Annotated in this window: 19 protein-coding genes; 13 read left to right on the top strand and 6 right to left on the bottom strand. The window is 65.1% G+C overall.

From position 1 onward, the window contains the following. Positions 1-4: 4 nt before the first annotated feature. The 3 genes from NLY36_RS10255 to NLY36_RS10245 are packed head-to-tail and all read right to left on the bottom strand — an operon-like array spanning position 5 to position 3047. Positions 5-868, bottom strand: a complete 864-nt coding sequence (locus NLY36_RS10255) for a carbohydrate ABC transporter permease (protein ID WP_023710857.1) — start codon at positions 866-868, stop codon at positions 5-7. Beyond that, positions 865-1755 carry a carbohydrate ABC transporter permease gene (locus NLY36_RS10250; protein ID WP_023698623.1) on the bottom strand — a complete coding sequence of 297 codons (891 nt, stop codon included), beginning with the start codon at positions 1753-1755 and terminating at the stop codon, positions 865-867. Before NLY36_RS10250 ends, NLY36_RS10255 begins: the two co-directional genes overlap by 4 nt. Continuing rightward, positions 1755-3047: an ABC transporter substrate-binding protein gene (locus NLY36_RS10245; protein WP_023698622.1), complete on the bottom strand. Its 1293-nt coding sequence runs from the start codon at positions 3045-3047 to the stop codon at positions 1755-1757. Before NLY36_RS10245 ends, NLY36_RS10250 begins: the two co-directional genes overlap by 1 nt. Before the next feature lie 316 nt (positions 3048-3363). Here NLY36_RS10245 and NLY36_RS10240 point away from each other — a divergent pair, with 316 nt between their 5' ends. The 7 genes from NLY36_RS10240 to NLY36_RS10210 are packed head-to-tail and all read left to right on the top strand — an operon-like array spanning position 3364 to position 9678. Beyond that, complete coding sequence (locus NLY36_RS10240) at positions 3364-4638, top strand: extracellular solute-binding protein (RefSeq protein ID WP_023735083.1); 1275 nt, start codon at positions 3364-3366, stop codon at positions 4636-4638. A gap of 48 nt (positions 4639-4686) precedes the next feature. Next, positions 4687-5619: a carbohydrate ABC transporter permease gene (locus tag NLY36_RS10235; RefSeq protein WP_027049764.1), complete on the top strand. Its 933-nt coding sequence runs from the start codon at positions 4687-4689 to the stop codon at positions 5617-5619. After that, the gene (locus NLY36_RS10230; RefSeq protein WP_023698619.1) at positions 5616-6473 is read left to right on the top strand and encodes a carbohydrate ABC transporter permease; all 858 of its coding nucleotides are present in this window, start codon (positions 5616-5618) and stop codon (positions 6471-6473) included. The genes NLY36_RS10235 and NLY36_RS10230 overlap by 4 nt, the downstream gene beginning before the upstream one ends. Beyond that, positions 6470-7210 carry a PIG-L deacetylase family protein gene (locus NLY36_RS10225; protein WP_023698618.1) on the top strand — a complete coding sequence of 247 codons (741 nt, stop codon included), beginning with the start codon at positions 6470-6472 and terminating at the stop codon, positions 7208-7210. The genes NLY36_RS10230 and NLY36_RS10225 overlap by 4 nt, the downstream gene beginning before the upstream one ends. Then, on the top strand, positions 7207-8082 hold the full coding sequence (locus NLY36_RS10220) for an ROK family protein (protein ID WP_023698617.1): 876 nt from the start codon (positions 7207-7209) through the stop codon (positions 8080-8082). Before NLY36_RS10225 ends, NLY36_RS10220 begins: the two co-directional genes overlap by 4 nt. Then, positions 8079-8849: a GntR family transcriptional regulator gene (locus NLY36_RS10215; RefSeq protein ID WP_023683130.1), complete on the top strand. Its 771-nt coding sequence runs from the start codon at positions 8079-8081 to the stop codon at positions 8847-8849. Before NLY36_RS10220 ends, NLY36_RS10215 begins: the two co-directional genes overlap by 4 nt. 37 nt (positions 8850-8886) lie before the next feature. Further along, positions 8887-9678: a sugar isomerase domain-containing protein gene (locus NLY36_RS10210; RefSeq protein WP_023686509.1), complete on the top strand. Its 792-nt coding sequence runs from the start codon at positions 8887-8889 to the stop codon at positions 9676-9678. A 60-nt stretch (positions 9679-9738) separates the two neighbouring features. On the opposite strand, the gene rsgA is transcribed toward NLY36_RS10210, so the two are convergent. Next, the gene (rsgA, locus tag NLY36_RS10205; protein WP_245260180.1) at positions 9739-10752 is read right to left on the bottom strand and encodes a ribosome small subunit-dependent GTPase A; all 1014 of its coding nucleotides are present in this window, start codon (positions 10750-10752) and stop codon (positions 9739-9741) included. Positions 10753-11020: 268 nt separating this feature from the next. Between rsgA and NLY36_RS10200 the strand changes: the two genes are divergently transcribed. After that, complete coding sequence (locus NLY36_RS10200; RefSeq protein WP_023691904.1) at positions 11021-11158, top strand: endonuclease/exonuclease/phosphatase family protein; 138 nt, start codon at positions 11021-11023, stop codon at positions 11156-11158. Positions 11159-11617: 459 nt separating this feature from the next. On the opposite strand, the gene NLY36_RS10195 is transcribed toward NLY36_RS10200, so the two are convergent. Then, entirely contained in the window at positions 11618-13213 is a 1596-nt protein-coding gene (locus NLY36_RS10195; RefSeq protein ID WP_023704161.1) for a GMC family oxidoreductase, read from the bottom strand. Positions 13214-13518: 305 nt separating this feature from the next. Here NLY36_RS10195 and NLY36_RS10190 point away from each other — a divergent pair, with 305 nt between their 5' ends. The 4 genes from NLY36_RS10190 (at position 13519) to NLY36_RS10175 (ending at position 18213) form a co-directional block, all read left to right on the top strand. Beyond that, complete coding sequence (locus NLY36_RS10190) at positions 13519-14589, top strand: sugar ABC transporter substrate-binding protein (protein ID WP_023683136.1); 1071 nt, start codon at positions 13519-13521, stop codon at positions 14587-14589. 102 nt (positions 14590-14691) lie between these two features. Then, the gene (locus NLY36_RS10185; RefSeq protein WP_245260942.1) at positions 14692-15732 is read left to right on the top strand and encodes an ABC transporter permease; all 1041 of its coding nucleotides are present in this window, start codon (positions 14692-14694) and stop codon (positions 15730-15732) included. Positions 15733-15737: 5 nt separating this feature from the next. Then, the gene (locus tag NLY36_RS10180) at positions 15738-17240 is read left to right on the top strand and encodes a sugar ABC transporter ATP-binding protein (protein WP_023704159.1); all 1503 of its coding nucleotides are present in this window, start codon (positions 15738-15740) and stop codon (positions 17238-17240) included. A 4-nt stretch (positions 17241-17244) separates the two neighbouring features. Next, the gene (locus NLY36_RS10175) at positions 17245-18213 is read left to right on the top strand and encodes an ABC transporter permease (protein WP_023704158.1); all 969 of its coding nucleotides are present in this window, start codon (positions 17245-17247) and stop codon (positions 18211-18213) included. Between the two features lie 74 nt (positions 18214-18287). Here NLY36_RS10175 and gloA read toward each other — a convergent pair whose 3' ends face one another. After that, positions 18288-18698, bottom strand: a complete 411-nt coding sequence (gene gloA / locus NLY36_RS10170) for a lactoylglutathione lyase (RefSeq protein WP_019856614.1) — start codon at positions 18696-18698, stop codon at positions 18288-18290. Between the two features lie 157 nt (positions 18699-18855). Between gloA and NLY36_RS10165 the strand changes: the two genes are divergently transcribed. Then, positions 18856-20298, top strand: a complete 1443-nt coding sequence (locus NLY36_RS10165; protein WP_023735081.1) for an FAD-binding oxidoreductase — start codon at positions 18856-18858, stop codon at positions 20296-20298.

Raw genomic sequence — 20298 nt, 5'->3', positions numbered from 1 at the left:
CGAGCTATCCCTTGATGGCCGAGCCGACGATGGAATCGACGAAGAAGCGCTGCAGGAAGACGAACAGGATGAGCGGCGGCAGCACGGCCAGCGTCGCGCCGGCCATCACCAGGCCGGTGTTGACCGCACCTCTGTTGTAGCTGAGCAGGCGGCTCAGGCTGATGACGATCGGATAGGCGTCGGCATTGCCCTGCAGCACGGTCAGCGGCCACAGATAGCTGTTCCAGTGGTAGACGAAGGCGAAGAGGGCCAGAGCCGCGATTGCGGGGGCGATGCTGGGCGCGACGATCTTGTAGAGGATCAAGAACTCCGAGGCGCCGTCCATGCGCGCGGCGTCGATGAGCTCGTCGGGAACGCCGGAGATGAACTGGCGCATCAGGAAGATGCCGAAAGCATTGGCGAGATTGGGCACGATGATGCCGGCGAGGCTGGCGTTGAGGCCGATCGAGCCGACCAGGCGATAGAGCGGGATCAGCGTCACGATCGGCGGCAGGAACATGGTGGCGATCAGCACAGAGAACAGCAGCGACTTGGCGGGGAAGTGGTATTTGGCGAAGGCGTAGCCGGCCATCATGCTGGTCAGCAGGATGCCGGCGGTGGTGATCGAGGCGATGACCAGGGAATTCCACATCGAGCGGCCGACATTGACCACGCCCGACACCTTCTCATAGGCGTCGAAGCTCGGCGTAAGGGGGATCCACACCGGCGGCACCTGCATGCTCTCGGCCGGCGTCTTGAGGCTCGACAGCACCATCCATACCAGCGGGAAGGCCGAGGCGACGGCGACCAGCAGCATCAGCGTCGCCAGCAGCGCCTTGCGGCCCGACGGGCGCCGGCGCGACAGCCGGCTCGACGATCCCGCGCTCATTCGTCGTTCTTCCGGTTGGCGAAGGCAAACAGCGCGCAGACGACGACAATCAGCGAAAGCATCAGCATCACCGCCATGGCCGAACCCAGTCCACCCTGCGCACGCTCGATGCCGACGCGGCGGATGTGGTAGGTCAGCACATTGGTCGAGCCGACCGGCCCGCCCTGCGTGATCAGGGCAACCGGCTCGAACACCTGCACGGCGTTAATGATGGCGATGACGGCGCTGAACAGAAGCGTGCGCCGTATCAGCGGCAGGGTGATGAAGCGGAACTGCTCGAAACGGTTGGCGCCGTCGAGCTTTGCTGCTTCATACAGGCTGCCGGGGATTTGCGTCAGTCCGGCGATCGCCAGCACGGTGAAATAGCCGACCTGCTGCCAGACATTGAGGAAGACGATCGAGATCAGCGCCGAGCGCGGCGACGACAGGAAAGGCTGCGGGCCGATGCCGATAAGGCCGAGCATCTGGTTGAGAGGGCCTTCGCTCGGCGAATAGAGTTTCGACCACACCAGCGCGACAGCGATCATCGGCACCATGTAGGTGGCAAACAGCACCGTGCGCAGCGCCGTGCCGCCGGCGACGTCGCGCTGGTAAACCATCAGGCCGAAGGCCACCGACAGAGGCAGGATGAGGACGACGGAGAGCGCGGTGTAGACGGCTGTGTTGGCGAGCGCGGCCTTGAAATCGCGGCCGACCGAGGAGACCCCAAAAATCTCGCGGAAATTGTCGACGCCGACGAAGCCGGCGCTGGAAAACGGTGTCTGCGTCGACCAGTCCTGGAACGACAGCCAGACGGTGAGCAGCATTGGCAACAGGACGAAGATGCCGATCAGCGTCACGGCGGGCGCCAGCATGATGCCCGCCGAGGCACGGTACCTCTGAATCATTATTTGGCGGCGCGCTCCAGGATCGAAATGGCGTCGGCCTGCGCCGTCGCCTGCGCATCCTTGGCCGAGACCTGGCCATACTGCAACGCCTCGAGCGTCTGCTGCAGCGATTCCGAGAATTCCTGGCCGCCCGGCACCACCGGGAACGGCTTGGCGTCGGTGAGCACGCTGACATAGCCGGAGAGGAATTCCGAGCCGAGCTTGTCCTTGTGCGCCTCGATGTCGGAGAGGCGTGAGGGCAGGATGCCCATCGACATGAGGATATCCGACATCGCGGAAGCGCCGTTCTTGCCGGACTTTGGATTGTTCAGCCAGGCGAGGAAGTCCCACGCCGCCTTCTGCTCGGCGGCACCTGCATTGGCGTTGACCACGGTCATCCAGGAGTAGGAGATCGAATGCGGCTTGTCGCCGCTCGGGCCGACGGGAATCGGCGCCGTTGCAATGTCGGCGAATCTGTCGCCCATGCCGGCCTTCAGCGCGCTCTCCCACCAATTGGCCATGATGATCATGCCGGTCTTGCCGGAGACGAAATTGTCGAGGAAGGGGCCGGTGGTGTTGGCGTCGGCTGTCGCCATCGACGGCACGCTGGCGCCCGACTTGATCAGGTCTTCATAGAGCTGGAAAGTCTCCGCGGCCTGCGGGCTGTCGAGCACCGGCTTGCCGTCCTTGACCAGGTCGCCGCCATTGGAGACCAGCAGCGAGGCGAAGGGGTGGACGACGCCGGCCGCCCAGGAGTTGATCATGCCGAAGCCTTGCTGTCCCGCATCCTGGTTGGTCAGCTTCTTGGCCGCATCCTTGAACTCGTCCCAGGTCTTGGGTGGCGCCGCGATGCCGGCCTGCTTGAGCAGCGCCTTGTTGTAGTTCAGCGCATAGACGTCGATTTCGTTGGGGATGCCGTAGAGCGTGCCGCCGACCGAGGCGGCGCTGGTGATGCCCGCCGGCCATGCGGCCTTGACCTCGCTGGCCACCGCATCGGGGGCGGGCGCGACCAGCTTGTCGCGCGCCAGTTCCGGCAACCAGAGATCGTAGATGCCGCCGATCGTCGGGCCGTCCGCGCCGCCGCCTTGCGAGCGCAGCGTGGTCAGGAGGTCGCCGAAGGGGACGGCGCGCACGGTGACGCTGACATCCGGATTGGTCTTGGCATAATCCTTGGCCGCCGCTTCCAGCAGCGCGACCGTCTCCGGCGACCAGTGGGTGAGATAGGAGATGTTGACCGATTGCGCCCAGCCGGTGGTGGGCAGGATGGCGAGGCCTGCGGCCAGTGCCAGTTTCGACGTCCAGGCAAACGACATTCCTCATCCTCCTATCGGTTCACAATGACGTTATGACAAGTTAGCGCGGCGACGCAAGGGCTTGCTGGCGAAAAAGTCTCACATGGCACGGCCACAGATTTCTTTGCGGCGCTGGAATGTGGATATTTATCGTTAGGTAACAAACGGATGCGGGTACTGCAATGTCGTGAGGGGGCCAACGCCGCCATTCCTGAGGCGCAGCAGACCTCTTGCGAATGCCGCTATGTCATTATAATGACTTTTCCCGAGCCAATGACTCTCTCACGGCAGGAAATGCCGCGGGACGCCAAGGACAGAGAACAATGGGAGACTGGCAATGAGCATGCTTTCACTTGACCGGCGCGCAGCACTTGGCCTGATCGGCGGCCTTGCCGCCGCCTGCGCCGGCGTCTTCGCCTCATTGCCGGCGCGAGCCGCCGACAGCACGGTGACGCTGTGGAGCTGGCGCACCGAGGACGAGGGAGCGATGCGCCGCATCTTCGATGCCTTCGAGGCGAAGAACCCCGGCATCAAGGTCGCCATCCAGTTCACGCCCGATGCCGACTACCAGAACCGGCTGAGCACGGCGCTGCGCGGCGGGCGCGGGCCCGACATCGCCCAGCTCAAGGCCTATGGCGAATTGCAGCCCTTCGTCGAGGCCGGCTATCTCGACGCGCTGGACGACAGCGTGCCGGAGCTGAAGAACATGGAGGACGCGGCGCTTGGCGGCGCGCGCGGCCGCAGCGACGGCAAGCTCTATGGCGTGCCCTATTCGGTGCCGATGATGGGCGTCTTCTACAACCAGGATATCTTCGCCGCCCAGGGCATCGAGATACCGAAGACCTACAAGGATTTCACCGCTGTCTGCGAGAAGCTGAAGGCGGCCGGCATCACGCCGATCGCCACCGGCGGCGCCAACGGCTCGGCCTGGGAACTGGAGATCGCCGTCGGCGTCGTCGGCCCGACCGTCTATGGTCCTGAATTCTACGACGAGATGATGAGCGGCAAGGCGACCTTCGAGGATCCGCGCTATGTCGCGGCGCTGAAGCGCTTCGCCGAGCTGAAGCCGTATTTCCCCGACGGCTTCGCCGGCATCGACTACACCACCGCCACGCAGCAGTTCATCGGCGGCAAGGCGGCGATGTTCCTCGGCGGTTCGTTCGAGAACGGCAGCTTCAAGGCGCAGAACCCGAAGCTGAAATTCTCGATCTTCCCGTTCCCCGCCGACGATGCCGGGGCAAAACTCTACACCTCGGCCTTCTCCGACGGCTCCTATGGCCTGGTCTCCGAGAGCCAGAACAAGGAAGCCGCGACCAAGGTGCTGGGCTTCATGGCTTCGGCAGAGTTCGCGCAGATGTTCGCCGACGAGCTCGGCTGGCCGCCGGCCCGCACGGATGTGACGGTGAAGGATCCAGTGCTGGCCTCGATGATGGAGATGGCGAAGAATTCGACGCCCTATCTGACGCTGGTCGGCTTCCGCTGGCAGTCGCCGACGGCGTCTTCGGTGCTGCAGTCGGAGATCATCGACATGATCGAAGGCAACATCGCGCCGGAGAAGCTGGCGGCCGACATGCAGGCCGCAGTCGCCACCTGGTTCAAGCCGAAGCAGTAGGCGCGGCCGGTCGCAAAGCGGCCGGCCTCTCACGGACCAGAAAAGCGCATGAGCACCCTTCGCCGCACCAGCAGCCTTCGCCGCACGCAGCAGCGCATGGCCGTGCTGTTCACCCTGCCGGCGCTGGCGGTCTATGCGCTGTTCGTCCTCTATCCCCTGGGGATGTCGCTCTGGGGCAGCTTCTTCGTCTGGAAGGGGCTGCGCATGGTCGAGTTCGCCGGCCTGTCGAATTTCTCAAGGCTGTTCGTTTTCCCCAGCGGCGCGCGGCTCTACGGCGCGCTGTGGCACAACACCGCCTGGTTCTTCGGCATCATGCTGTTCCAGAACGGAATCGGGCTTTTGTTCGCCTGGCTGCTGTTCCTGCGCGACAGGGGTGCTGCGTTCTTCCAGTCGGTGTTCTTCTTTCCGGCGGTGCTGAGCCCGGTCATCGTCGGCGCGCTGTGGCGGTTGCTTTTGGCACCGGGCGGCGTCGTCGAATGGGCGCTGAACGGGCTTGGCCTGCACCAGGGCAGCCTGACCGTGCTCGGCAACAGCCACACCGCGCTCGCCATGCTGATCGCCGTCGATGCCTGGAACTGGATGGGCCTGCCGGTGCTGATCTACACGGCAGGTCTGCGGCAGATTTCCGGCCAGATTTTCGAGGCGGCAAAACTTGACGGCGCCGGCAATGCGCGCATGCTGTTCTCGATCGCGCTGCCGCTGCTGATGCCGGCGCTGGGCACGCTGACGACGCTGTCGTTCATCAACACCTTCAACCAGTTCGACATCGTCTATGTCATGCAGGGCGTGCAGGGCAATCCGAGCTATTCGACCGACACGCTGGTGACCTACTTCTACCGGCTGGCCTTCGGCGCGGAAGGCGCTGTCGGCATCACCGATATCGGTCTGGCGCTGGCGCTCGGCACCGTGCTGTTTTTGATCCTCAGCATCGGCACGCTCATGATGCTGCGCTTCTTCGACCGCCGCACGGTGCAGCTATGAGCGCGCTGGCGATTTCACAAAGACCGGCCATCTCTCGGCAGCTGGCGCGGCTGCCCGGCTGGACGGTGCTGGTCGTTTGGACGGCGGCCGTGCTGTTGCCGCTCTACATCCTCATCGTCTCCTGTTTCAAGACCACGGCCGAGATCTACGACAACAGGCTCGGCCTGCCGCAAAGCTTTGCCTTCGACAATTTCATCAACGCCTGGACGCGCGCCGATCTCGGCCAGAATTTCATCAACAGCCTGATCGTCACGGGCGGCGCCGTCATCCTCACCATCGTCGTCTCGGCGATGGCCGCCTATCCGCTCAGCCGCTACAAGCTTGGCTGGAATGCCATCATGCTCGGCCTGTTCCTGTCCGGCATCATGCTGCCCATCCGGTTGGCCTCGGTCGAACTGTTCACGCTGATGCGCAATCTCGGCCTGCTGGATTCGCTGACCGGACTGATCCTGGTCTATTCGGCGATCCGCATTCCCTTCGCCGTCTTCATCTTCGCCAATTTCATGCGCGTCTTGCCCTCCGAGTTGGACGAGGCGGCGCGCATGGACGGCGCCGGCGAGGTCCGCATCCTGTTCCAGATCATCCTGCCGATGGTCAAGCCGGCGGTGTCGATCGTGGCAATCTTCACCGCGATCGCGGTGTGGAACGATTTCTTCTTCCCGCTGATCTTCATCTTCGACGACCGCTACAAGACGGTGCCGCTGGCGATCAGCGTCTTCGTCGGCCAGTTCCGCACCGACTGGGGCCTGGTGTTCGCCTCGCTGGCGATATCCATGGCGCCCATCCTGATCATGTATTGTCTGCTGGCGCGGCAGATTCGCGAAGGCGTCGGCACCGGAGGGGGCATGAAATGATCGAAGACAGGATTTATGCGGCGAAATCCATCCTGGTGGTCGGCGCACACGCCTTCGATGCCGAGGTGATGGCCGGGCCGCTGGCGGCCGCTGCCGTCAAGCGCGGCGCCACGGTGACCTTCCTGCATCTGACCATGGGTGAGCAGGGCCATCCGTACCTGGTTCCCGCGCATTATTGCGTGCAGAAGGAAGAGGAAGCGGGCAGCGCGGCGGAGCGGCTCGGCGTCGCCATGCGTAGCTTTGGCCTGCGCGACGGCTTCCTGCCCACAGACGATCAGACGGCGCTCGAAGTGGGCGACATCATTCGCGAGCTGAAACCCGAGATCGTCATCACCCATTGGCATGGCAGCTGGCACAAGGACCATCGCGCCGCCGCGCATTTGACGAAGACCGGTATCTTCTTCGCCGGACTGCCGACCGTTGCCAGCGACCATCCGGCGCACACGCCGCAACTGCTGCTGTTCGGCGAGAACTGGGAGGACGATGACGGCTTCCGGCCCGAGCATCTCGTCGATGTCAGCGACGGGTTCGAGGCCTGGCGCGACGCGGTCATGGAGTATGAGCTGGCGCGCGGCCTGAGCAGCTTCCCCTATGTCGACTATTACAGTTCGCTCTACCGGCTGCGCGGCTGCCTGCGTGGCACGCGCCATGCGCAGGCCTTCGCGGCGGCGTCGCATTCGTGGAATGCCGGCAGCGGCCTGTTCTCGCTCCCCTTCGGCAAAGGGTCCGGTCGATGAGGCGGGTACTCGCCATCGATCTCGGCGGCACCAATCTGCGCGCCGCCGTATCTACGGGCGATGTCGGTGCGTTGGAGGCGCTGGGCAGCGAGCCGGCGCCGGCAACCCTTGGTGCCTTCATTGCGCGCATCGACGCGCTGTGCGCTGAGGCCGGGTCGGTCTCAGCGCTTGGCATCGCGGTGCCGGGTCTGGTCGAGGGCTCAATCTGCCGCTGGATCCCCAACTTGCCGTTCCTCGACGGCGTCGATATCCAGCCGCTGTTTCCCGAACTGCGCGTAGCGCTCGGCAATGACGCGCAGATTGCGCTGCTGGCGGAGGCTGTCGAAGGCAGTGCGAAAAACATGTCGGAAGCGATCCTGCTCGCCATCGGCACCGGCATCGGTTCGGCGGTGCTGGCCAATGGCCGCATCGTTGCCGGCGCGCATGGCGGCGCCTGCTCGTTCGGCTGGGCCTGCGCCGACGTGAGGGATCATGGTGAAGAGCGCAGCGGCTGGCTGGAGCGCGTCGCGTCGGGCCGGGCGCTTGATGCCCTTGCCGGACAGATCGGCCTTGCCGACGGCCGCCAGCTGATCGCCGCTGCCCAGGCCGGCGAACTGGCCGCACTCACCTTGCTTGAACTGCCGGCGCGACAGCTCGGCACCGCGCTTGCAGGCGCTGTCGCGCTGCTCGATCCGCAAGCGGTTCTGATTTCGGGTGGTTTGGCGGAGGCGCTGGATGTGATCCGGCCGCCGCTGCTTGCAGCGCTGCGACGCCAACTGCCGCCGCATCTGCGCGGCATCGACGTCAAGCCCGGAAAATTCGGTCCCCGCGCCGGCCTCGTCGGCGCGGCGCTGGCCGGCGCCGTTGGGCAAGGGTGGAGGCATGTGCGATGAGCGAAGCAAGCTTTCAGCAGCCGGACCGCAGACGGCCGGAGCCGCTCTGGTATCAGGTCGAAGAGGCGATCCGCGCCATCGTCAAGAGCGGCGAATGGGCAACGGGCGACCAGATCCCGGCGGAGGACAGGCTGTGCGCCCTGTTCGGCGTCAGCCGCATCACGCTGCGCCACGCCTTGCGCAACCTCGAGGAGGCAGGACTGCTCAGGCGCGAACATGGCCGCGGCACGTTCGTGCGCTCGACCACGCTGGTCGCCGGCACGCGCGAGCTGACCAGCTTCACCCAGGAGATGGGCAATATGGGCGTGGTCGCGGGCTCGCGCCTGCTCGACTGCAGCCTGACCACCGCCAACGCGGCGGCTGCCGGCGCGCTGGAGATCGAGGAAGGCGATCCGGTGGTGCGCATTCGCAGGCTGCGGCTCGGCAACAACGAGCCGATCGGCATTCAGACGGCGCAGCTGTCGGCCGTGCGCGTGCCGGGCTTCCTCGATGCCGGCCTGCTGCAGGGCTCGCTCTACGAGGCGCTGGAGCGCCATTACGGCATCGTGCCGGTGGCGGCGCGGGAAAACTACCGGGTCGGCGCGGTCGGCGCGGCGGACGCCGAACTGCTCGACCTCGCTGTCGGCAGCCCGGCCTTCGTCGTCGAACGCATCACCACCGACGAGCGCGGCCCGTTCGAATTCACCGTCTCGATCATGCGCGGCGACCGCTACGAAATCCGCTCGACGCTGCGCGCCGGACGCGTGCCGCTGAACCCGAGAAGCTGATCCATTCCAGACCGACACAGCAAACAGGAGTACCCACGTGTCCGATCTCTACATCCACCGTCTCGCCGCCCTCATCGACCAGGCTGCGAAAGCCAATGAAGAGGCCTTTGGCCAGGCCGCCAGCCGCTTTGCCGACTCGCTCGAGGGCGGCGGGCTGGTGCATCTCTATGGCTCCGGCCATTCGGTGCTGCCGGTGCAGGAAGTGTTTCCGCGCTATGGCAGCTATGTCGGCTTCAACCCCCTGACCGACCCGCGCGTGATGTGGCACAATGTGCTCGGCGCCGGCGGCGTGCGCGAGCTTTTGTGGCTGGAGCGTACGGAAAGATACGCCGAAAAATTCCTCGACCACCAGCCGCTCAACAAGGGCGATTCGATCATCATCTTCGGCCATAGCGGCCGCAACTCGTCGGGCATCGACACCGCGCTCTACGCCAGGAAGCGCGGCATCTTCGTCGTCGCGGTCACCAGCAAGAACAATCTGGACAAGCCGGCGACGCACTCCTCCGGCAAGCGGCTGGCCGATGCCGCCGACCTCGTCATCGACACCTGTTCGCCGATCGAGGACGCCATCGTGCCGGTCGAGGGCTGGAGCCGGCCGGTGTCGGGCTCATCGACGGTGCTTGCCATGATCCTGGCGCATGAGCTGATCGCGCGCACCGCCGAGCAGCTCGCCAAGCGGGGCATCGAACTGCCGGTCTTCGCCTCGCCGACCATTGCCGGCGTGACGTTGCACGACACCGACGTCATCTATGGCGTCTACCGCGAGCGTATGCTGGAGGCGCAGCAGAAGCACCTGCCGACCTTCCAGGCAACGATGCGCGGAGAGTGAAAAAAGGGAGGCCCGGCACATGCCGGGCCTCCGACGTCTCGTTCCGCAATTCCTATCCTCTCAACGCCGCTTCGGGCGCCCGGCAGGCGATTTGTTGCCGCGTGGCCCGCTCTGAACCGGCGTGTTGCCCTGGTTTTCCTCCGACAGCTTGCGCCAGCGGGCAAGGCGCTCGGGGTCGAGCGTACCCGCCTTCAACGCAGCCTGCACCGCGCAGCCCGGTTCGTGGACATGGGTGCAGTCGCGGAACTTGCACAGCGGTGCGAGCTCGGTGATTTCGGCAAACAGCGTGTCGATGCCGGAGGCGACGTCGCTGACATGCAGCGTGCGCATGCCCGGCGTGTCGATCACCCAGCCGCCGCCGGCAATGGCGTGCAGCGATCTGGCTGTGGTAGTGTGGCGACCCTTGGCATCGTGCTCGCGAATGCCCGCAGTCTGTTGCGGCGATTGCTGCGCCGATCCGGCCAGCGTGTTGACCAGCGTCGATTTGCCGACGCCGGAGGAGCCGACCAGCGCCACCGTCTGCCCTGCGCCACACCAGGGAGCAAGCGCCGCTGCGGCATCGGCGACGCGCGGGTTCAGCATCACCACGGCCAGTCCACGCTGCAGGGCGGCGGCCTGGCGTTGGTAAGCCTCGGCATCGTCAGCGGTGTCGGCCTTGGTCAGCAGGATCACCGGCGTCGTTCCGGCCTCGTTGGCCAGCGCGAGATAGCGCTCGAGCCGGGCGATGTTGAAATCGGCATTGCAGGACGTCACGATGAACAGCGTGTCGACATTGGCCGCGGCCAGCTGCGGCACCCTGCCTCCCTGTGTGCGGCGCTCCAGCACCGTCTTGCGGGTCAGGCGGCGCCGCAGCAGATGCGTATGCGGCTCGACCAGCACCCAGTCGCCGACGGCATAGTCGCCGGTGTTGGTATTGGCCGGCAGCGTCAGATCCACTGGCCCTGACAGAGACAGACCGGCCAGGCGGTCGCGGTGCACCGAGGCGATGCGCGTCGGCACTAGGTTTGCCTCATCGGCTTCAAGCTGGTCGCCGAAGAAATCCGTCCAGCCCAGGCTTGCGAGGGAAGCCGTCACGGTTTTGACCACGGGGACGGCGTCACAGACATCGGAGAGTATCCTTTGGCAAAATGGGCGCGGACCCTCGGGGCGGTTGTTCAAGCCGTGTATGGGCGGCATGGCGGCATTTGGCAAGCCGAACCGCGCCGATGGCCAAGCCGTTTCGCGCACCGCGTGGAACGCATCGAGGCGGTGGTTCGCTGAACGTCACCAGACACGGAATCCTATCGTGGCACCTATCCGCGTCGCGTGCGTCGAGGGTCGTTCAACATTGAGGAAAAGTCCTATGCGCTTACGCGTCGTTACTCTCAATGTCTGCAACACGGAAGGCGAACCGGAGCGCCTGGCGGCCATCAACCGGGAGCTGAGGCGGCTCGACCCCGATCTGTCGCTCTCCAGGACGTCGTCCAGACAGCCGATGTGAAATCCCTCGATACGCTGCCGATGGTCTTGATTTGCATGCCACGCATCAGGCCTCGTCGTCGACCTCGAAGTTGGCAGGGACGGCTGAGGATGGCAGGTCGAGAAGCCTGCCAAAAGGGGGAGGGGGATGGCCGGTACCGCAGGGGGCGGGGGGTTGGGATGGGGTTGCCTGAAGCACCGGCCAAAGCGGGACAAGTCCCACGCCCACAAGCTAGCAGAGCTTGGATCGGTTCATATGGTGTGATCGCGGAACTGGCGCAAAAGCGCTTTCACATCCCCGCGCAGGCGTCGGCAACGAGCCCGCAACCGGGGGTTTCCTGTCGGTTGGTGGGTTGCGCAAGCGTCGGTTGAAGGCGCTGCGGGAGGCTGTCGTTTTTAGTGCGGTTCGAGTGCTATGCGCTCAGCGACAGGTGCTCAAGGCAGGGCAATCGCGTGGCGCCACCACATGCGATTGTCCTGCTTACGCCACCGGCAGCGTTCGCCCCGCAATCAGATCCGCAGCCTTCTCCGCAATCATGACCACGGCGGCGTTGGTGTTCGACGACACGATGCTTGGCATGACCGAGCTGTCGCAGACACGCAGGCCTTGCAGCCCGCGCACGCGAAGCTCGGGGTCGACGACGCTGTCGGCATCGCCGCCCATCCGGCAGGTGCCGACTGGGTGATAGGCGCTGCGGCCATGTTCTCGGGCGAAGGCTTCGAGTGCTGAGCGCCCCTGCATCGCCTTGCCGGGCAGATGCTCGCGGCTGATGTATCTGGCGAAGGCTGGCTGCGACAGGATTTCGCGGCTGATCTCGATGCCGTCGATGGCGCGTTCGAGATCATAGCGCTCGGCGAACGGGTTGGGGTCGATGATGGGCGCATCGCGCAGGTCCGCGGACTTGAGCGTGACGCTGCCGCGCGAACGCGGGCGCACATGGTAGGAGTTCAGCGTGCAGCCATTGCCGCCGGGAACCGAGCCGATGCCTTCCTCGACGCCGGCGCCGGGCAGGAAATGGAACTGGATGTCCGGCGTCTTCTCCGCGCGGTCGCCCCACCAGAAGCCGCCGGCCTCGACGATGTTGGAGGCCACCGGCCCCTTGCCGAACAGCGCATATTCAAGACCGGCAACCGCCTGCCAGCGCTTCTTCTTGTAACGGTCGATGCCATGCGGTCCGTTGAGCTCGGCGACGACATCGACGTCCATGTGATCGTGCAGATTCTGGCCGACGTTTTTGGAATCGTGGACCACCTCGATGCCGTGATGGCCGAGATGCACGGCCGGGCCGATGCCGGACAGCATCAGCAATTTCGGCGAGCCGATGGCGCCGGCGGCGACGATGACTTCGCGCTCGGCGCGGAGCAGTTCGGTGCGGCCATTGACGATGATCTCGACACCGATGGCGCGGCCGTTCTCGACCACGATGCGGCTGACGGAGGCGTCGGTGCGTAGCGTCAGATTCTTGCGGCCGAGCGCCGGCTTCAGATAGGCGACCGCCGTGCTCGAGCGTTTCCCCCGACGCGTCGTCGTCTGGTAGAAGCCGGCGCCCGCCTGCTCACCGGCGTTGAAGTCGGCGCGGAAAGGAAGGCCCGCCTGCTGCGCCGCCTTGACGAAGATGCGGGTCAGCGGATGCGGCGCGCCGCTGGAGACGCCGAGCGGGCCGTCAGTGCCGTGCTGCGCATCGGCAAAAGTGTCGTTGCCCTCGGAGCGGACGAAGTAGGGCAGCACGTCGGCATAGCTCCAGCCGGCACAGCCATTCTCAGTCGCCCAGCCGTCATAATCCTCAGGGCAGCCGCGGGTGAACACCTGGGCGTTGATCGAGGAGCCGCCGCCCAGCACGCGGGCCTGCGGATAGACCATGGTGCGGCCATCGATCTCCTTGCCGGGCGCGGTGTCATAACCCCAGATCAGCGGCCCCGACGTCATCTTGAAGAAGCCGACCGGCAAATGGATGTAGCGGTCGGTGTCGGGCGGACCGGCCTCGAGCAGCACGACGGACACGTCCGGGTCCTCGCTCAGCCGGGCGGCCAGAATGCAGCCAGCCGAACCGCCGCCGACAATGATGTAATCCGTCATTTCCACTCCCGGGTTCTCTTTGTTGGAGCATGATCTCCGGACAAAACGGTTTCCCGATTTGTCCGAGAAAACCGGTTCCCACTTCTAGGGATCATGCTCCGGCGGGCGATGAAAATCACCGCCCCTTCCTCTTGCGCGCGACGATCTCAAGTCGCTTGTGCCACGTCAAGAGAAAGGGTATGGTTATCGTGTTGAAGGGTTGTCGTACAAGTGGAGGAGCTTGACGACCCTCACCAGGAGGTCCCGGCCGCGCTCCCCGCGCAAGATGCCGGGCGGAACAGAATTCAATCGGGAGGATTCGAGGTATGAACGACACGAAGAATTTTGCGGTCAACCGGCGCACGCTGATGATGGGCGCCACCGCCGGCGTGGCGGCACTCGCCATGCCGAGCGTGCTGCGCGCGCAGGACAAGCCGACGCTGGTGACGTCGATCCGCTCGCTGTCCAACCCCTATCACGCGGTGTGGAAGACCGGCGCGGAAGCGTATGCCAAATGGGCCGGGCTGGAACACGTCACGCTGGTTTCGGAAGGCAACAGCGAGAAGGGCATTGCCGACATCAAGGCGATGCTGGCCAAGACCGGCGGCAACATGGTGCTGAATTCCGATCCCAACGACACGCCCGATGCGCGCCCGATCGTCGAGGCCTGCGCCAAGGCCGGCGCCTATGTGGTGACGCAGTGGAACAAGCCTGGGGATCTGCACCCGAAGGATTTCAACCCGAACTATGTCTCGCATATCGAGTTCGACGGCATCGACAGCGGCAAGACCATCGCCGAGATCCTGTTCAAGACCATTGGCGGCAAGGGCGGCATCGTCGCACTCGGCGGCCTGATCTCGACCACGGCGGCGATCGAACGCAAGAAGGGCCTCGATGCGGCGCTCGCCGCCAACCCGGACATCAAGCTGCTCGACTTCCAGGTCGCCAACTGGAAGTCGACCGAAGCCTTCGACCTGATGGGCAATCTGCTTACCCGCTTCGGCGACGACATCAAGGGCATCTGGGCCGCCAATGACGATATGGGCTCCGGTGCACTGGAAGCGCTGCGTGCCGAAAATCTCGCCGGCAAGGTGCCGATCGTCGGCGTCGACGGCATCAAGACGGCGGTCGATGCGGTGCGCACCGGCGAGTTCGCCTGCACCGTCACTTCGGATCCGTTCTGGCAGGGCGGCATGGGTCTGGCCATCGGCTACAACGCCAAGATCGGCAAGTTCGACCCGACCAAGGAGCCCCCGGAGCACCGCGAGTTCTACGGCAAGGCGGTGCTGATCTCGCACGACAATGTCGAGGAATATTACAAGACCAATGTCGATGCGAAGCCCGAGATCGACTGGAACGATCTGTGGGGCCGGGTCACCGGAGCAATCCGCACCTGATCCATCGGAGTGGGCTGCAACTCCCTGGCGGCCCGCTTCCTCCCGCAGCCGTCGCGATCCCCTTGTCGCGACGGCTGTCACCAGCAGACGGGAAGCGGTTTCTTGACAATCCATACAGAACCCCTGAAGTCCGTTTCGGACATCGAGCGGACGACGCCCATGACACCGTTCCCCGGCCGCATCGCGACATTCCTGGGCGGCAGGCGCTGGCGCAGCCTGGCGCCGCTGGCGGTGCTGATTGTACTCTGCGTACTCATCGCCATTGCCAACCCCAATTTCATCGAGCTGCGCAATCTGGTGCGGCTTGCGAATTCCGCCGCCGTGCCGCTGACGCTGGCGATGGGGCTGACCTTCATCATCCTGATGGGCAGCATCGACCTCGCAGTCGAAGGCACGCTTTCGGTGGCGGCGATGGTGCTTGTGCTGCTCGCCGCCAATGACGGCAACGGCAACGACTATGGCTGGTGGGCGGTGCTCGCTGCCATCGCCGCCGGCACCGCCATGGGCTTCGTCAGCGGTCTCATCCAGACCATGCTGCGCATCCCGTCCTTCATGGGCACGCTCGGCATGTGGTTCATCGGCCTCGGCCTGTCGGTCTATATGCTGGGCGGCACGGCCATCAAGCTGAACGACGCCTCGATCCGCGACCTGGCCTTGCACCGTTTCCTCGGCCTGCCGGTGGCGGTCTGGGTCGCGTTCGGCGCCTTCCTGCTCGCCACTGTCATCCAGTATCACACCAAGCTCGGCCGCCACATATTGGCGATCGGCGGTGATGAGGATGTCGCCAAGCTCTCCGGCGTCAATGTCGTGCGCGTGCGCATCACCGCTTTTGCGCTGGCCGGGTTCTTCTTCGGCATTGCCGGCGTGCTGGCCGCGGCACAGCTCGGCCAGTCGCACGCCGTCATCGGCGACGGCAGGCTGTTTGCAGCGGTCACCGCAGTGGTCGTCGGCGGCACCGCTTTGACCGGCGGCGAGGGCGGCGTCGTCAACACGCTGATCGGTGTGCTGATCGTCACCGTGCTTGCCAATGGCATGATCCTGCTCGGCATCTCGCCCTACATCCAGCAGACGGTGCAGGGTCTGATGATCATCGCCGCGGTGGCGCTGTCGCTCGACCGTGTCCGCCTGAAAATCGTCAAGTGAACGCCATGCTGCAGGCGTCCAGCATCATCAAGAATTTCCCCGGCGTCCAGGCGCTGCGCGACGTCTCAATCGAGGTGCGGCCCAATGAAGTTGTCGGGCTGATCGGCGAGAACGGCGCCGGCAAGTCGACGCTGATGCGGGTGCTGGCCGGCGGCTACCGGCCGGATAGCGGCTCGCTGACGCTGGATGGCGAACAGCTGCGCATGCGCAACGCCCGTGATGCGGCCAGGCATGGCATCGGCATGGTGTTCCAGGAGCAGTCGCTGGTGCTGAACCTGACGGTTGCCGAAAACATCTATCTCGGCGAAGAGGACCGCTTCACCCGCTTCGGCCTCGTCAATTGGCGCGCCATGAACGCGGCGGCGCGGCGGCAACTGGCCAAGATCGGCATCGACATCGACGTCACCGCGCGCACCTCCGAACTCACCTTCGCCGCACGCCAGATGGTCGAGCTCGCCAAGGCGCTGACCTTGGAGGAAGTGGTCGAGCGGCAGTTGCTGATCCTGCTCGACGAGCCGACCTCGGTGCTCAACGCCGCCGACATCGAGGTGCTGTTCGCGCGGGTGCGGTCGCTCAAATCCCGCGCCAGCTTCGTCTTCGTCTCGCACCGCCTCGAAGAGGTGCTCAATATCTCCGACCGCGTCTACACGATGAAGGATGGCGCCGTCGTTGCCGAACATCGTGCAGCCGAAGTCACCGCGCCTGAGCTGCACGAGATCATGGTCGGGCGCGGCCTGCAGGCCGAATATTACCGCGAGGCCCGCCAGCTCGCGCCGCGCGATATCGTGATGGTCGAGGCCAAGGGGCTTGGCGCCAACGGTTTCTATCACGGCGTCGATCTCTCGATCCGGGCCGGCGAGATTGTCGGCATTGCCGGCGTCGTCGGCTCCGGCCGCGAGGAGGTGACGCGCACCGTTGGCGGCTTCGTCCAGCATGATGCCGGCGAGATGAAAATCGCCGGCGATGCCGTGCGCTTCTCCTCGCCGGAGCCGGCTGTGCGCAAGGGCATCGGCTATGTCCCGCGCGAGCGCCGGCTCGAAGGGCTGGTGATGTTCCTGTCGATCGCGGAGAACATTTCGCTGGCCGATCTCTCCAGCGTCATGCGCCATGGCGCCATCGACTATGGCAAGGAGCGCCGGCTTGCCGCCGACTGGATCAAGCGGCTGCGCATCAAGGCGCCCGGTCCCGATGCCGCCTGCCGCAAGCTCAGCGGCGGCAACCAGCAGAAGGTGGTGCTGGCGCGCTGGATGACGGCGGGCTCGCGCATCCTGGTGCTCGACCATCCCACACGCGGCCTCGATGTCGGCGCCAAGGAGGAGGTCTACGAATTGGTGCGCGATCTCTCGGCGCAAGGCGTGGCGATCCTTTTGATTTCCGACACGCTGGAGGAAACGATCGGTCTGTCGCACCAGGTGCTGGTGATGCGCGACGGTGCAATCACCGCGCGCTTCGATGCCAGTCCGGGCAACAAGCCGAACCAGGTCGATCTTCTCAGGGCAATGGTGTGAACCGATGAATGAGGCGTTCTCCATCAGGCAGGTTTTCGAGGGCAAGTGGACGCAAGGCGCCATTCCGCTGATCCTGCTGGTCGGCCTGCTGCTGATCATCGAGATCGCCGCGCCAGGCTTCCTCACCGGCGAAACCGTGGCGCTTTTGTTTGCCAACACCGCCGTGCTGTTCATCCTGGCGACCGGCGTCACCTTCGCCATTCTGCTCGGCGGCATCGATTTGTCGATCCAGGCGGTGGCGTCACTAGCCAGCGTCATCCTGGCGCAATTGCTGCCGTCGCTCGGCCTCGCCGCCTTTCCGGTGGCGATCCTGTCGGGGCTCGCCTTCGGCGTGTTGAGCGGTGTCGTCCATGTCAAGCTGCGCGTGCCGTCCTTCGTCGCGACACTCGCCACCGGCGGCGTGGTCACCGGCCTTGCGCTCTGGGTCTCCAATGGCCGCGCCATCACCATCGAGGAAGGTGGCCGAGAAAACACGGCGTGGATCAACGCCACCATCATCGGCATTCCGGTGGTGGTGCTGATTTCGGCGGTCATCGGCATCGCCGCCTTTCTGGCGCTGCGCTACACACGCTTCGGCCGCCAGGCGATCGCGGTCGGCGCCGGCGAGCCGGCGGCGTGGGCCGCGGGCATCAATGTCGACCGCACCAAGATCATCGCCTTTGCCGCGTCGGGTATGCTCGCGGCCATCGCCGGCATCGTGCTGGCAGCCAGGCTGTCGAGCGGTTCGCCGGTGCTGGCCAACCAGCTGCTGCTGCCGGCCATCGCCGCCGTCATCGTCGGCGGCACGGCGATCACCGGCGGGCTCGGCGGCGTTGCCCGCACGGCGGTCGGCGCGCTGATCATCTCGATCGTGCGCATCGGCATGACCTTCGTCGGCGTCAATATTTTCCTGGAAAACATGGTGTTCGGCGCGGTGCTCATTGCCGCCGTCGCCATCACCATCGACCGCAGCAAGATCGCGGTCATCAAGTGATCCCGCCTCCCAGGCAAGCGCGGACAGGACGGGACCGCATCGGCGCGAGGCCGATGCGGTCCGGCCCGATCGGATTACATCGTGTCGAGGCCGATCAGCTCGATCTTGTAGCCGTCGGGGTCTTCGACGAAAGCGATGTGGGTGGTGCCGTGCTGCATCGGGCCGGGCTTGCGCGGGATCTTGGCGCCGCGCTTTTCCAGTTCGGCGCAGACGGCGTAGATGTCGTTGACGCCGAGCGCCAGATGGCCGAAGCCGGTGCCGATCTCGTAGGGCTCCTCGCGGCCCCAGTTCAGCGTCAGCTCGACGACGGCTTCCTTGTCCTCGGGGCCGTAGCCGACAAAGGCGTTGGTGAACTTGCCGCCGGGGTAGTCGTCGCGGCGCAGCAGGGTCATGCCGAGCACCTCGGTGTAGAAGGCGATCGACTTGTCGAGGTCGAGCACCCTGATCATGGTGTGCATATAGCGAAATCCCGGGGCGTCGCTCATTGGGGAAGTCCTCCGAATTCTGTGATTTGCGGGTCTGATCATCCACATCGAACGCTTGGCGGCAAGCCTCGCTTGATGTTCTCAAGCAGGGTTGTATGATAACACGACAACGCCGGTATTTGTCCAGCCGTTTTGCCGAGGGGCCCAGAGCCAATCCATGAATGCCGTGCCGCCACCCTCCGCATCGCAGATCGCAGCCCTGGCCGGCTTGCTGCCGAATGGCGGGCTGCTGACCGAGGAAGTGGATCTGGCGCGCTACAGCCGAGATTGGTCGGGCGATCATTTCGGCCGGCCGCTGGCGGTGGCGCGGCCCTCTTCGGTGAAGGAGATGTCGGCGCTGATGCGGTTCTGCCATGCCGAGCGCATTCCGGTGGTGCCGCAAGGCGGCCTGACCGGGCTCGTGGGCGCCGCAGTGGCGGCGGATGGCGGCGAGATCGTCATCTCGCTGGAGCGCATGAACCGTATCCGTTCGATCAGCCCGATCGACTTTGCCATGGTGGTCGAGGCCGGCTGCATCCTCGAGGACGCCAAGCGCGAGGCTGAAGCGAGCGACTGCCTGCTGCCGATCACCTTCGGCGCGCAAGGCAGCTGCCGCATCGGCGGCAATGTCGCCACCAATGCCGGCGGCTTCAACGTGCTGCGCTACGGCATGACGCGCGACCTGGTGCTTGGCCTCGAAGTGGTGCTGGCCGACGGCCGCATCTGGAACGGGCTGAAAGTGCTGCGCAAGGACAACCGCGGCTATGATCTGAAGCAGATCTTCATCGGCTCGGAGGGCACGCTCGGCATCGTCACCGCGGCGGCGCTGAAACTATTCCCCAAGCCGACGCAGATCGAAACCGCGCTGGTTGGCCTGCGTTCCGTCGAGGACGCGATGGCACTCTATGCAAGGGCGCGGCGCGATTGCAGCGATTTGCTCACCGCCTTCGAACTGATCCTGCGCGGCGGCATCGAGATCACCATGCGCGAAGGCCAGGATTTTCCCGATCCGCTCAGCCAGCCCTATCCCGTCTATGTGCTGATCGAGGTGTCGTCGGGCGGGCTGATCGACCTCTCCAATATGCTGCTGGGGTTTCTCGGCAGCGTCGAGGACATCGTCGAGGACGGCGTCATCGCTTCGACCAGGGCTCAAGGTGAGCGGTTGTGGCTCTACCGCGAGATCATGGTCGAGCGGCAGGGCAGGGGCGGGCGCTACTTGCGCACCGATGTGTCGGTGCCGATCTCCAGGCTTGCCGATTTCGTCACCGATGCGCTGGCCGCCTTGGAGAAAGCCCGGCCCGACGCGCTGGCCGTCACCTACGGCCATGTCGGCGACGGCAACATCCACCTCAACGTCGTGCCGCCGGAAGGCATGGGCACCGAGGCGATGGAACATCTGTTCGAGCAGGCGGAAGCCGAGATCTTCACCGTCGTGGATCGCTATGGCGGCTCTATCAGCGCCGAGCACGGCATCGGCCGGGTCAAGCAGAAGGCGTTCCTCGAACGCATCGATCCGGTGACGCTCGACCTCGCCGCCGGCATCAAGGACGCATTCGACCCGCGCCACATTCTCAGCAACGGCCGCATTCTGGCGTCCGCACCCGCCGTCGACTATAGGTGA

The sequence above is a fragment of the Mesorhizobium sp. C399B genome (assembly GCF_030323185.1).
In the GTDB taxonomy this organism is placed as follows: Bacteria; Pseudomonadota; Alphaproteobacteria; order Rhizobiales; family Rhizobiaceae; genus Mesorhizobium.
This window is presented reverse-complemented; position numbering and strand designations above follow the sequence as displayed.